The organism is Haloarcula sp. JP-L23 (assembly GCF_011602445.1).
In the GTDB taxonomy this organism is placed as follows: Archaea; Halobacteriota; Halobacteria; order Halobacteriales; family Haloarculaceae; genus Haloarcula; species Haloarcula pellucida.
Genome location: NZ_CP050014.1, coordinates 1,673,506 through 1,686,421, shown reverse-complemented (window position 1 = coordinate 1,686,421; position 12,916 = coordinate 1,673,506). Strand labels below are relative to the sequence as shown.

9 protein-coding genes are annotated in these 12,916 nt (G+C 66.7%); 4 read left to right on the top strand and 5 right to left on the bottom strand.

Features of this window, described 5'->3' with window-relative positions:
• Positions 1-70: 70 nt before the first annotated feature.
• The 5 genes from citE to glmS are packed head-to-tail and all read right to left on the bottom strand — an operon-like array spanning position 71 to position 5,411.
• Positions 71-1,117 (bottom strand): L-malyl-CoA/beta-methylmalyl-CoA lyase, encoded by a 1,047-nt coding sequence (citE, locus tag G9465_RS08585; RefSeq protein WP_166968986.1) that lies wholly within the window; start codon positions 1,115-1,117, stop codon positions 71-73.
• Positions 1,114-2,202: a 2-methylfumaryl-CoA hydratase gene (gene mch / locus G9465_RS08580; RefSeq protein ID WP_166968984.1), complete on the bottom strand. Its 1,089-nt coding sequence runs from the start codon at positions 2,200-2,202 to the stop codon at positions 1,114-1,116. Before mch ends, citE begins: the two co-directional genes overlap by 4 nt.
• Positions 2,199-3,524, bottom strand: a complete 1,326-nt coding sequence (locus G9465_RS08575; protein WP_166968982.1) for a methylaspartate ammonia-lyase — start codon at positions 3,522-3,524, stop codon at positions 2,199-2,201. Before G9465_RS08575 ends, mch begins: the two co-directional genes overlap by 4 nt.
• Positions 3,514-4,968, bottom strand: coding sequence for a methylaspartate mutase subunit E (locus G9465_RS08570; protein ID WP_166968980.1), 1,455 nt, complete (start codon positions 4,966-4,968; stop codon positions 3,514-3,516). Before G9465_RS08570 ends, G9465_RS08575 begins: the two co-directional genes overlap by 11 nt.
• A gap of 2 nt (positions 4,969-4,970) precedes the next feature.
• Entirely contained in the window at positions 4,971-5,411 is a 441-nt protein-coding gene (gene glmS, locus G9465_RS08565) for a methylaspartate mutase subunit S (RefSeq protein ID WP_166968978.1), read from the bottom strand.
• 121 nt (positions 5,412-5,532) lie between these two features.
• Between glmS and mct the strand changes: the two genes are divergently transcribed.
• From mct to G9465_RS08545, 4 genes are all read left to right on the top strand, one after another.
• The gene (mct, locus tag G9465_RS08560; RefSeq protein WP_166968976.1) at positions 5,533-6,723 is read left to right on the top strand and encodes a succinyl-CoA:mesaconate CoA-transferase; all 1,191 of its coding nucleotides are present in this window, start codon (positions 5,533-5,535) and stop codon (positions 6,721-6,723) included.
• 260 nt (positions 6,724-6,983) lie between these two features.
• Positions 6,984-8,894 (top strand): methyl-accepting chemotaxis protein, encoded by a 1,911-nt coding sequence (locus G9465_RS08555; protein ID WP_227015763.1) that lies wholly within the window; start codon positions 6,984-6,986, stop codon positions 8,892-8,894.
• Positions 8,895-9,023: 129 nt separating this feature from the next.
• Entirely contained in the window at positions 9,024-11,468 is a 2,445-nt protein-coding gene (locus G9465_RS08550; protein WP_166968972.1) for an ATP-dependent DNA helicase, read from the top strand.
• 371 nt (positions 11,469-11,839) lie between these two features.
• The gene (locus G9465_RS08545; protein WP_166968970.1) at positions 11,840-12,916 is read left to right on the top strand and encodes a TRC40/GET3/ArsA family transport-energizing ATPase; all 1,077 of its coding nucleotides are present in this window, start codon (positions 11,840-11,842) and stop codon (positions 12,914-12,916) included.

Below are 12,916 nucleotides of genomic sequence, written 5' to 3'. Positions count from 1 at the left end.
CCGTCCACCGCGATGGCGTTCATCGACGGCTAGAAGCGCTGGACGGGCTTGAGGGTTGGTCCGTCGGCGGTCAGTTGAAGACGAGCTCCACGTCGAGTGCGCGCTCCAACAGGGCGTCGTCGTAGTACTCGCCGGTCTGGTCCGGGTGAGTCTCGTCGATGGCTCGCACCGTCAGGACCGTGTTGGCGAAGTTCTTGTAGGTCGCTTCGTCGACCATCTGACCGTCGACGACGACGGCACCGGTGCCCTCTCGCTTGGCCTCGTTGAACGACTCGATTTTCGAGAGGTCCCGGTCCAGTTCCTCGGTACTGGGCATGTGGATACGGTTGGCCTGCGCGGTCTGTTTGGGGTGGAGCGACCACGACCCGTCGATACCGATGGTCGCCTCGTGTTCGACTTGGTCGGCGTACCCCTCGGCGTTGTAGTAGGTGACGCCCGCGCGCTCGTGGAACAACTGGTCGAACGGGCCGCCGATGGAGACGATGCCCGCGGCGCTCGTCTCGTTGGACATCGCTTCGAGTAGCCCGTCCCAGCGTGGACGCTCGCCGTGTAGCGCCCGGCCGCCGAGTTCCGCCGTGTAGTCGACGGGGCCGAAGACGATGCCCGAGAGTCGGGAGTCGGTGGCGAACTGGCAGATCTCCCGGAGGTCCGAGCGGGCGGCCGCGGTTTCGAGGATGATGGCCATCTCCAGCGACCCGTCTTCCAGACCCGCCTCGCGTTCGGCGTCGGCCAGCACCCCGGCGGCCTCGCGCACGTCGTCGAGACGGCCGACCTTCGGGAAGACGACGCCGTCGAGGTGCTCGCCCACCTCGTCGGCCAACCGGCTGACCTGCTCGGTCCCGCGCTCGCGGAACTGTGCGCCGTCGTAGGCCCACTCTACGCGCGGGAGAATCTTCCCGGCGAACTCCGGCGCGTGATCGGGGACGCGCTCGACGATGTTGTCGACGGCCTCGTCTTTCATCGACGGCGCGGTTCCGTCCTCGATGTCAGGCACCAGCCAGTCCGGCGTGTTGAACCCATCGCTGGTGAGGCCGGATTCGAGGAACTTCGCGCTGTCGTCACGCGGGACGGCAGCGGGTGCGGTCTGGAACGTGCGGCAGAGTCGTGTGTCTGTCATTGGTATCGCTGAACGAGTGCGGTTCGCCGGCCGCTGTAGACCGGGGTGTTGTCCTGATTGAACGCGACGTGTTCGAACGTGACCGCACCGGCCACCTCGGGGCCGGCGTCGGCGTCACAGCCGAGGACGCGGGTGAAGCCGTATATCGTGTCGCCGAGCGTGACGAACGTGTGGAACCGTTCGTCCTCGAACCGGCGCTCGCGGTAGGTCGCCTCGTCCGAGCGAGCGTGTGCCAGCGCGATAGAGCGCGTCACGTCGCCGTAGGCGACGATGTCGCCCGAGGGCGAGTCGGCCATCTCGTCGCGGTTGTGGTGCTGACGGGCGGTGTTGAGCGTCGCCAGCGGTAGGCCCGCGACCAGTCCCTCGTCCATCGTCCGCCCGCGTTCGTGACGGTAGGCGACGGCGGCGCTCTCCGCCTCGGCGTCGTCGAGGGCGTCACGGAAGTCCTCGAAACGACCTCCTTCGGGCGCGAGTAGTGTCTCGGGCAGGTCCGGCCCACCGTCTGGGTCGTCGGGACGGCCAGTGGCCTCCCCGCCGCCGTCCGTCGCCGCCGGTTCCCGGCGCGGAATCATGTTCGTCCGCTCGTAGGAGACGAGCGTCTCGCCCGTCTCGCGGTCCCGGCCTACCGTCTCCCACGTCACGATGCCGTAGGCCGGTCGGGACGAGGAGGTCCGGGTGTCGACCACGCTGGAGGTGACAGCGAGTTCCGCCCCCGGATACGCCGTCCGGTGGAACTCGACGTCCGTGCGACCGAGGAAGTACCCGCCCTTCTCGGAGAGGTCTTCGACGGTGACGCCCATCACACACGCGAGCAGGTAGTCAGGGTGGACGGGCACGTCCTCGAACCCGCGTTCGCGAGCGGTATCGGTTCGCCAGTAGACCGGGTCGTGGTTCAGCGTCTGGCCCATCCACTGCTCGCTGCCGTGCTTGGAGAGACACAGTCCGGGGTCGTGGGTGAGTTCGTCGCCCTCCGAGAAGAACTCGAAGTAGTGGCCCTTCTCGCGGGTGTCGGCACGGTCCAACAGCGCGTCGAACGTCGTCTCGTCCGAGCAGTCGAAGGCGTCTGGGTCGCTCCAGTCAGTCATCGGCCTGCCCCTCCCGTCGGTCGCCACGCCTCACGGCTGCCGCCGCTCGGCCCTCCGGCGGACTCGCTCCCGGTGGGCGCTGTGTCCGCCCGAGCGAGCGCCCGTCGCATCTCGTTGGTGACGACCATGAATCCCTCGTCGAAGCCCATGCCGGGCTTGGCGAGGACCTGTGCGGCATCGGTGGCGAGTGCGACGTGGGCACAGGCCCGCGCCGAGGTGACCGTCTCGTTGCAGGTCCCGCCGAGATACGCGCGGGTGTCCGTGCCGTCGCAGTACAGCACGGCCTCTGCGGAGCGCTGGACGCCACCGAGGTCGGGCGTCTTCACCTGCACCACGTCGGCCGCGCCCGCGTCGACGAACGCCTGCACGTCCTCGAAAGTGTTGCACCACTCGTCGGCGACGATGTCGACATCGACGCCCGTGTCTCGGAGTCCGTCGCGGAGTTCAGACATCTGCGCTATCTGCTCGGTGCGACCGCCGGCGTCCATCGGCCCCTCGACCTGTAGCGGGTACGGCGCAGCGGCCTCTCGCAGCGTCTCGAAGTAGTCGGTGACTTCGCTCCGGTCGTACGGCGGGCCGAACACTTTCCCGAGGATGCCGTAGACGTCGACGTGGAAGCGCGGCGCGTAGTTCTCGGGGCCGAGTTCGACCGCTCTGTCGGAGAGCCACGCGAGGTACTCGCGCAGGCCCTCGCCGTCCTCGCCGACCTTCTCGACGCTGTTGAACAGGCCGTGGGGGAGGACCGGGACGCCCTTGATGAGCATCTTCTCGGCGTTGGTCCGACGCTCGTCGCCCGACTGGCCGAACACCGGGACGGGCGTCGTCGCCGGGTCGGTGTCGTAGGCCGCCGCGAGGACGGCCGTCGGTGTCTGTCCCCGGGCGCGAGCGGCGGCGTTCAGGAGCGCCTGCGAGACGCCGTAGCGGACCGCCGTGTGAAGGCGGTCGCCGCCCGAGCGCTCTGGGTCGATAGCCTTCAGCGCCTCCGCGTTCTCCCGGAACAGGGTCGCGTCCCGACCCCGGAGCGTGTCGGCGACGACCCCCTCGACGACCGGACGGTATTCGCTGGCCCGAAAGAGCGGGTCCCGACCGCCCGCGCCGGAGTACTGGACGGCGGCACAATCGCCCGTGACGACGGAGCCGTCGGCGAGTTCGAGTTCCACGATGAGACACTCGCCGGCCTCGCGGACGCGTTCGAATCCGTCGGTCTTCGGTTGGCCGTCGTAGGCAAAGCCCCGCTGGGTCGCGCCGTCCTTGATAGCGCGCTGGTCGTCGAAGAAGAACCCGGAGAGGCCCGGCACCGCACGGACTTCCTCAATCCGCATCGCTGGCACCTCCCTGTTTGCCGCTCGGTCGCCCGATGAGTTTCCCGTCGCTGATGGCGTCGACGTCGTCGGCGACCATCCGGAACGACTGGTCACGGCCCTCCGTGCGGGCGCGTTCGCCCAGTCTGGCCTTGTGGGTCTCCTTGATGTCGTCTGGGAGTGCGAGGTCCGCGAACTCGAAGATGCGCACCCGGCCGTCGTCGTCACGGGCCGGGAGGACCGCACCGGCGGCGGCGTCGCTCGGCGCGAACGGGACGTCCATCGCGCCGGAGTCGAACGCCTCGATGACCCCCTGTGCGACGTCGCCGTCGCCGGCCTCGTAGATGGCGTCCATCAGGTGGCGGGTCGCACGCTCGATGAGTTCTCGTTCCTCGGCGATACCGTTGAGGTCGATGTCTTGCTCTATCATCATATCGATGAGCTGTCTAGTAGTGCGCAAGCCGGAGGCGTTGGCCTCCTTCGTCGGGACGCCCTGGAACTCCTGTGGGGACTTCGTGATGACCTTGTCCGGTTTGGCGACGGCGGCCGTCGCGCCGCCGAGGCTGATGACGCCGTTGGCGCGGGCCTCGTCCGGCGGGAACCCGCCCATCCACTCGTGGAAGACGGTGGTGACGGTGACCGAGTCTGGCAGGAACTCCTCGCCGAGTTTCCGCAAGGCTCGGAGCGCGGCGACGTCCTGTACGACGTTGCCGACCTGTCCGTAGCCCAGCGTAATCGAGCGGACACCCTGTGTCGCGGCGAGTTGGCCCTCCACGAGCATCACCGCGATGGCGATACACGGCGGGACGAGGGTCCCGGTCAGCGGGCCGAACGGTTCGCGGTTGATGGTGACGCCGCGCTCGGTGTAGGCGCCACAGAGCCGGTCGACGAACTGCCAGTGTTCGATGGTCGTCGCCAAGTCGTGCCGTTTCGTGTAGGGGATGTTGTAGGAGATGGGGCCTCCCTCGAAGGACTGGAACCCACCGGCGAGGGTGACCATCGCCAGCAGGCGGGCGTCTGGCGTGCCGTGGCGCACCTCTATCGGGGCGTCCAGTGCGCGGATGAGTCGGCGACAGTCCTCGACGCCGTGGTTCACCGCGGGGAAGCCGTTGAGTTCGTCCGTGTCACCGTTTCGGGAGGCTGCGAGGCCTTCCTCCGCTTTCTCGTACTGGTTGTCGCGCGTGTACGAGTCGATGGTGGTGGGCAACAGGTCGGCACCACCCTCTTCTTGGAGGTAGCGGAGGAGGTCTATCTGGTCTTCGAGCAGGGGAACGCCGGCGCGGGGCTGTAGCAGCGGCCGGTCTGCGGATTCGAGGACCGGCGCGAACTGCTTGCTCGCGGGAAGGGACTCGTGGAAGACGATAGCCTCCTCGAAGTCGACTTGCCGGCCCGTGTGCCAGTTGTCCCGCAAGTCGTTCGCGATGTGCTGTAGCTCGTCGGCGTCGAGCTTCGTGTCCGTGAGCATGGTCAGCTATCGACCCTGACCTGCTCGCCCTCGGTGGTCGTGAGGTTGAGGTCCCTGCGGAGGTCCGCGATGGCGTCTTCGGGGTCGGTCTCCGCGTCGAAGACCCGGTCGAAGCCCATCTCGCGGAACGTCTCGCGCGTGGACTCGAAGTCGTCCTGCCCGACGGCGAGGTTGCCGCCGACGTACGTCAGGACGTCGAGCCCTTCGGACTCCAATAGGTCGTGGAACCCCTCACAGTCCTGCCGGGCGTGCCCGTACAGCGAGGAGACCAGTACAGCCTCGGCGCCGTGAGCTTTCGCAGCGTCGGCGAACTCGGCCTGTGAGGTCTGGACGCCGAGGTTGACGACCTCGAAGCCAGCGGCCGAGAGCGCCTGCTCGAGAATCGTGATACCGACGACGTGGGCGTCGGATCCAATCACGCCGAGAATGACGGTCCGGGGCATGTACGACACTCTGGTCGCGGCGGCAGTATAAACTTAATGGTCTTTCATGATAATACGCCCCTAGAGAATATATAATGATTTATCACCAAGATTTATCACGGCGCCGGCTGTCGGATTCGTCATGGGTGCGCTTGCCGACCTGCGGGTGCTCGACCTGACGCAGGTCCTGTCCGGACCGTACTGCACGATGCTGCTCGCGGACATGGGCGCAGACGTGGTAAAAGTCGAGCGACCCGGCGGGGACATGATTCGCTCGAACCCGCCGTTCGTCGACGACCCCGAGGCGGAGGCCTACGGCGGCTACTTCCAGAGCGTCAACCGCGGCAAGCGCTCGCTGGAACTGGACCTGCGGACCGACGAGGACCGCGAGGCGTTCCTCTCGCTGGTCGACCGCGCCGACGTCGTCGTCGAGAACTTCAAGGCCGGGACGATGGAGAAGTTCGACCTCGGCTACGAGACCCTACGCGAGCGGAACCCCCAGTTAATCTACTCCTCGATTCGGGGCTTCGGCGACCCGCGTACGGGCGAGACACATCGGCAAGGGCAGCCGTCGTTCGACCTCATCGCGCAGGCGCTCGGCGGCGTCATGGAGATAACCGGCCCCGAGGACGGCCCGCCGACGAAGGTGGGGCCGGGCGTCGGCGACATCTTCACCGCGGCGCTGAACGCCGTCGGCATCCTCGCCGCCGTCCACCACCGGGAGCGGACCGGCGAAGGGCAGTACGTCGACACGGCGATGTACGACGCGATGGTGTCGCTGGCCGAGCGGACCGTCTATCAGTACTCCTGTGACGGCGAACCGCCGACTCGACAGGGGAACTCCCACCCGACGCTGTTCCCCTACGACGCCTTCGAGGCCGCCGACGGCCACGTCGTCGTCGCGGCGTTCAACGACCGCCACTGGCAGACGCTCTGTGAGGCGATGGACCGGCCCGACCTCGCGGCGACGTACCCGGAGACGCCCGACCGCCTCCGCAACCGCGAGCAGTTGCGCGCCGAAATCGCCGAGTGGACCCGCCAGCAGACGACCGACGACCTCGTGGAACTCCTCGACGGCCGCGTCCCGGCGGCACCGGTACAAGACACCGGCGAGATATTCGAGGACCCGCACGTCCACGCCCGGGAGATGCTCGCCGACGTCACCCAACCGGGTGCCGACGACGAGATGACTGTCGCCGGTAGTCCCATCAAGATGACCGAGACGAATCCTCGTCCTCGTGGTCGCGCTCCCCTGCTGGACGAACACCGGGAGGAACTGCTCGGGGACGAGGAGTCTACGGGCGACCGCCAGCGTGCGGAAAGCGACGACTAACGCCGTTCGTCGTGAAGCGTCGGGGCGTCCCCGTCTACGGCACGGCGATGCTTCTGGCGATGATAACCATGGTTCTGCCCCTCGTCGCCGACGAGTCGAACGCAGCGAGACGCCGTATACGATGACTGGGTAGTGGTGTGATTACAATTATTGATAACACGCCCCATTCCCTTTTGTCGAATTGTGGCGAGCCTAGTGGTATGACAGGCGCTACTTCGAGGTCCGAAGTCAACGTCCCCGGTGTGAATCGGTGGAATCAGATGCTTCGGGACTTTGTCACGTATACCCCGAACGGTGACTCGATTCCCGCGGAGACGTGGCGGAGTCGGCACCGAAAAATCGTCGGCCTCGTGCTGGCACACGTCCCGTTTCTCCTTCTCCTCGGGCTGTTCGAGGGGACGGAGACGCTCGTCACGGGTGCGACGATTCCGTCGGTTCCGCTGTCTACCGCCCTACTCGAACTCGGTCTCATCGTCGCTATCGTTGCCGTCTCGACCGTCTCGCGACTCCCACGTCGGCTACGGACCGCGCTTGCCACAACAGGACTCCTCTCGACGTCCGTCGTCCTCGTTCACTTCTCCGGCGGGTACATCGAGGCGCACTTTCACTTCTTCGTCGGGATGGCCGTCGTCGCCGTCTACGAGGACTGGGTGCCGTTCGCCCTCGGAATCGGATACGTCGTGCTGACACACGGCGTCTTCGGGATGATCAATCCGAGTCGCGTCTACAACCATACCCCCGCCATCAACAACCCGTGGGTCTGGGGCCTCATCCATGGGGTGTTCGTCCTCGCGCTCGCCATCGCGTTGATGTCTCACTGGTACTCGACCGAGCGGTCGCGCGAAGAGGCAAACGAGCGACTCCAGCAAGCACAGGAGAGAAGTCAAGAGATAGCCGATCTCGAAGCCAAACAGGCGGAGATAGAGGAGGCCAGGGCCGAAGCCGAGGAACTGAAAGCCGAGGCCGAGGCCAAACAGCGAGCCGTCGAGCAAACCAACGAGACCCTCGAAGCGAAAGCCGACGCCTACAGTGCCGCCATGGCACGGGCGGCCGACGGCGACCTCAGCGTCCGGCTGGACGCCCAGAGCGAGAGCGAGGCCATGGCCCAAATCGCCGAGTCGTTCAACGAGATGATGGCCGAGACGGAATCGGCGATGCGAGAGATACAGACGTTCGCAGAGGAAGTCACGGCCACCAGCGACGAGGCGAACGTCGGCGCGGAAGAGGGAAAGCAGGCGAGTGAGGAGGTGAGTCGGTCGATTCAGAAGATTGCCAGCGGGGCGAGTGACCAATACGAGATGCTCGAAACCGTCTCCGCCGAGATGACGGAGCTATCCGCGACGGTCGAAGAAGTCGCCGCGTCGGCCGAGACAGTCTCCGAGGCGGCCAGTGAGACGACCGAGATTGCCGACACCGGCGAACAGACCGCAGAGCGAGCGCTCGACGACGCACGGGACGTGCAGGCGGCCATCGATACGACACTCGAGAACGTCGAACGGCTCGACGAACAGATGGCCGAGATCGGTGACATCGTCGAACTCATCGGCGATATCGCCGAGCAGACGAACATGCTCGCGCTGAACGCGAACATCGAAGCCGCGCGGGCCGGTTCCGGCGGCGAGTCGACGAGCGGTGACGGCTTCGCTGTCGTCGCCAACGAAGTCAAACAGTTAGCCGAAGAGACGCAGACGTCCGCGACGGAAATCGAACAGCTCATCGAAGAGACACAGTCCCAGACGGAGACGACCGTCGAAGAGGCCCGAGCGGCCGAGCGGTACATGGAAGAAAGCGCCGAGGCGGTCGAGGAGGTCGCCGACGCGTTCACCGACGTCGCCGAGAACGCCCAAAAGACGGACAGCGGTATCCAGGAGATAAGCAATACGACCGACGAGCAGGCCGCGAGCACGGAAGAAGCGGTGTCGATGGTCGAAGAGGTGGCCGATATCAGTCGGACGACTGCCAACGAGACCGAGACCGCGTCCGCGGCCGCAGAGGAACAGGCCGCCTCGATGTCGGAGGTCAGCGGCAACGTCGAATCGCTCAGTGAGCAGGCCGAGCGCCTCCAGTCGCTGCTGGCAAAATTCGACGTGAGCGGTGCGAACTCGACAGGACGGTCCGATTCTGTGACGGGTGCGGCGACCACTATCGAGGACGGCGGACAACCAGAGTAGTCCGGCGTCGTCCTCGACCCGTTTTTCGACCTGTCTGCAGTCACTGCGTCGTCCGCGGTCGAGGCGTGATGTCGCTCCGATACCGGCGAACCCGGCGGTTCAAATACCGGGCCGCCTAATCCTGTGCCGATGCGGGACACGGCCTCGTCAGGCGACGAGTCATGGCGGCAGTACTTCGGCTTCGAGGCACCGTACGAGAACCAAGCCGACGCCGTCGAACGCACAATCGAGGCCGGGAAATCGCGAGGCTTTCTGGCGATGGAGGGACCCTGTGGCACCGGCAAGACGATGGCGGCGCTGACCGCCGCGGCCCACCTCGTTCGGGACACCGACCGCTACGAGCGAGTCGTCGTCGTCACGCCGGTCAAACAGCAGTTACAGCAGTTCGTCGACGACCTGCGCACGCTGAACGCCGGCGTCGAGGACCCGTTCGACGGCATCGCGCTGGTCGGGAAGACCGACCTCTGTCCGTACGGACGCGAGGGGCAGTTCCCCGACGACGTGGGCACCCACGACCGCTGTGAGGACTTGCGCGAGGCGACGGCAAGACTCGTCGAGGACGACGGGCGCGGCGACGGCGGCGCCGTCGCCGAGACGGCCATCCAGAACGAGATAGACGACGAGGACCAGTGGTGGGACCCGCGCAAGGGCCAGAACCTCGCTGCGGCCGCCAGACCCGATGCCACCTCGCAGACGCGACTCGGCGAGGACACGCTCTCGACAGCGGGCGCGGCCTCGCCGTACCGCCCCGAACAACCCACAGCACCCGAGTCGATGGCCGAGAGCGACGACCCGCCGCTGTACTGTCCGTTCGAGGCCGACTGGTACGCACGGAACAAGGGGTCTCCGGTGGACTTCTCGGCCGGGCCGAACAACGTCGTGACGCTGGAGAACTACCTCCCAGCCGCCGTCGAACGGGGGACCTGCCCCCACCGGGTGATGAGTGTGATGCTGGAGCAGGCCGACGTGGTCGTGGGCAACTACAACCACCTGTTCGACCCGACCGCGCGACCGCTCTTGTCGTCGGTTCTCGACGACCAGACGTTCGTCGTCGTCGACGAGGCCCACCGCCTCGAAGAACGGGTCCGGGACCTGCTCTCCGATAGACTGGGCAGACAGACCATCACGCAGGCGCGCAACGACTGTAACCTGCTGGTCCAGCGCGCCCAGCAGAGCGCCGACCACAAGCAACAAGTCCGGGAGATCCTCTCCGCCCGCGAGGTACCGCTGGAAGCGGTCGACCACGCCCGGAAGTTCTACGACGATTTGGGCCGCTGGCTGGACGACCGCGTGGCGTCGTTCCTCGACGCGGAACACGAGGGGTGGCGGGCGAACCCCGAGATACTGCCCGAGCACGACCGAGAGATACCACTCCGGGACCCCGACACCGTCGAGCAGGACGAACTCACCGAGTGGGCCGAAGAGAAGGGGTACGACGGACAGCTCTGGCGCTCGCTGTCGAAAATCGGGGCGGCCGTCGAGGACGCCATCGACCAACTCGGACTGGCCCGCCAACCGGTGTGTGCCGCCGTCGGCGTCATCGCCGGACAGTGGTGGGAGCGCGACCACTCGACGTTTTTGCGGGAGATAGAACTCGAACACTCGCCTAAGGACGGCCGGAGCACTGACGCCGACTACGAGGCCGTCTACACGGCGGGCCTGCTCTGCTACAACTGCATGCCGGCGATGGCGCTGCGGGACGCCTTCGACGAGTTGGGCGGGGGCGTACTGATGAGTGCGACGCTCGAACCGCTCGACGTGTTCACGCGCGTCTCTGGACTGGACGCGTTGGCCGAGACGGACGACGGCGACGACGCGGACGACCTGACGCGCCCGGTCCGGACGACCACGTACGACCTCCCGTTCCCGCAAGCGAACCGCGCGTCGTACCTCGTGGACGCGCGGCCGTTCACCGCTCGCAATCGGGGCGACCCCGAGGCGATGAAACCGCTCGGCGAGAACTGGAACCCGACCCGCGACGAGTACGCACAGGCACTCCGGGCCATCGCTCGCTCGCCGGGCAACGTCATGGTGGCGATGCCGAACTACCGGGAGGCGCGCTGGGCGGGGGCGTATCTACAGGAGGCCGTCGAGAAACCCGTCGTCGTCGACGAGTCGTCCAGCAACGAGGCGACCGAACGCCGCAAACAGGAGTTCTTCCGCGGTGACGGGAAGGTGCTGGTCACGTCGACCCGGGGGACGCTGACCGAAGGCGTCGACTACGACGGCGAGAAGCTGTCGACCTGTGCCGTCGTCGGCGTGCCGCTTGTCAACATCGGCTCACCTCGGGTCCGGGCGGTCCAGCGGGCCTACGGCGACGCCTTCGGCGACGAGAACGCCTTCGAGTACGCGCTGACCGTCCCGGCCGTCCGCCGCGCGCGTCAAGCCATCGGTCGCGTCATCCGCGGGAGCGAGGAGGTCGGCGTTCGTGCGTTCGTCGGACGGCGGTACACGCCGGACGCGCGCCACTCCGTCTATCCCTTTTTGCCGGAAGGCGAACGCACAGAGTTCACCCGCATGACACCGACGTTCCTCGCCGACCAACTCGATTCGTTCTGGCGAAACCGCGATTAATGCCGGGTAGTTCGCCTGAAAGGAGTTATTAACCGGAGGTTTTGGTTGGCAACAAAAAGCCTATACAGAATCATTCGAGTGTTATAAGAGATGCCCGAGTGTCAAAACTGCGGTGAGTTCGTAACCGAGCAGTACGTGCGGGTCTTCACACCAGAAGCCTCCGAAGCACACGGGCCCAGGGTCTGCCCGAACTGCGAAGACAAACTGCGCGACGGTGCCGAAGTGCGCGAAGCACGGTCCTCCCGCCAGTAGCGCCGCCCGGTCCCCGTGGGTGGTCCCCCGTCGGACGACGCACCCGACGCCGGGACGGCACACCGGACCCCTCGCGCCGTTTTCGGGAAGTACTCAAGGCCAGAGACGTAGCCCCGGGTATGAACAACCTCGACGTCGAGGCAGTCGACGACATCGACGCGCCGACCGGTGTCGACGCACCGGACTACGTGCTATACGGCGGCAAAGGCGGTGTCGGCAAGACGACGTGTGCCGCCGCCACCGCACTGGCCTCCGCCCGCGACGGGACGGCGACGCTCGTCGTCTCGACGGACCCCGCCCACTCGCTGTCGGACACGCTGGAGACGCAGATTCCCGCGAACCCGACGCGAATCCGAGACGACGTCCCGCTGTTTGCCGCCGAAATCGACCCCGAGGAAGCCGTCGGCGAGGGCCCCCTCGGCATGGAAGACGACGCGCTGGGCGGTCTCGGCGGGATGCTCGGCGGGGACGACGGTCCGCTCGGCGGCGGTGGCGGCGCCAGCGACGGCGATCCCGTCGGCGGCGAGGACGGCCTGCTCGGCGGGTCGATGCCCGGGGCCGACGAGGCGGCCGCGATGCGTCTCCTGCTCGATTACATCGACGACGACCGGTTCGACCGCGTCGTCGTGGACACCGCACCGACCGGCCACACGCTCCGGCTGCTGGAACTGCCCGAGACGATGGACTCGATGGTCGGGAAGATTCTCCAGTTGCGCGAGCGCTTCTCGGGGATGATGGGCAACCTCACCGGGATGTTCGGCGGCGACGAGGAGGTCGACCCCGAGGAGGGCATCGAGGACCTGCGCGAACTCAGCGACCGCATCGAGCACCTGCGGGCGATTCTGCGCGACCCGACGAAGACGGACTTCCGTATCGTGATGGTTCCCGAGGAACTCTCCGTCGTCGAGTCCGAACGTCTGCTCGGGCAGTTACGGGAGTTCGACATCCCCGTCGGCACCGTCGTCGTCAACCGCGTGATGCAGGACCCCAGCGAGGTACTGGGCCGCGACGTCGACATCGCCGGGCCGAACCACGACGACTGCGAGTTCTGCGCGCGGCGCTGGCAGGTCCAGCAGGACGCACTGGCGCGCGCACAGGACCTGTTCCGAGGCCACGAGGTCCGCCGGGTCCCGCTGTTCGCAGAGGAGGTCCACGGCGAGCGACTGCTCGCCGTCGTGGCGGCCTGTCTCGACTGA

Excerpts from the sequence above, each read along its gene's own strand:
- citE (WP_166968986.1), bottom strand. The coding sequence starts at position 1,117 with ATGACAGACACACGACTCTGCCGCACGTTCCAGACCGCACCCGCTGCC.
- mch (WP_166968984.1), bottom strand. The coding sequence starts at position 2,202 with ATGACTGACTGGAGCGACCCAGACGCCTTCGACTGCTCGGACGAGACG.
- G9465_RS08575 (WP_166968982.1), bottom strand. The coding sequence starts at position 3,524 with ATGCGGATTGAGGAAGTCCGTGCGGTGCCGGGCCTCTCCGGGTTCTTC.
- G9465_RS08570 (WP_166968980.1), bottom strand. The coding sequence starts at position 4,968 with ATGCTCACGGACACGAAGCTCGACGCCGACGAGCTACAGCACATCGCG.
- glmS (WP_166968978.1), bottom strand. The coding sequence starts at position 5,411 with ATGCCCCGGACCGTCATTCTCGGCGTGATTGGATCCGACGCCCACGTC.
- mct (WP_166968976.1), top strand. The coding sequence starts at position 5,533 with ATGGGTGCGCTTGCCGACCTGCGGGTGCTCGACCTGACGCAGGTCCTG.
- G9465_RS08555 (WP_227015763.1), top strand. The coding sequence starts at position 6,984 with ATGCTTCGGGACTTTGTCACGTATACCCCGAACGGTGACTCGATTCCC.
- G9465_RS08550 (WP_166968972.1), top strand. The coding sequence starts at position 9,024 with ATGCGGGACACGGCCTCGTCAGGCGACGAGTCATGGCGGCAGTACTTC.
- G9465_RS08545 (WP_166968970.1), top strand. The coding sequence starts at position 11,840 with ATGAACAACCTCGACGTCGAGGCAGTCGACGACATCGACGCGCCGACC.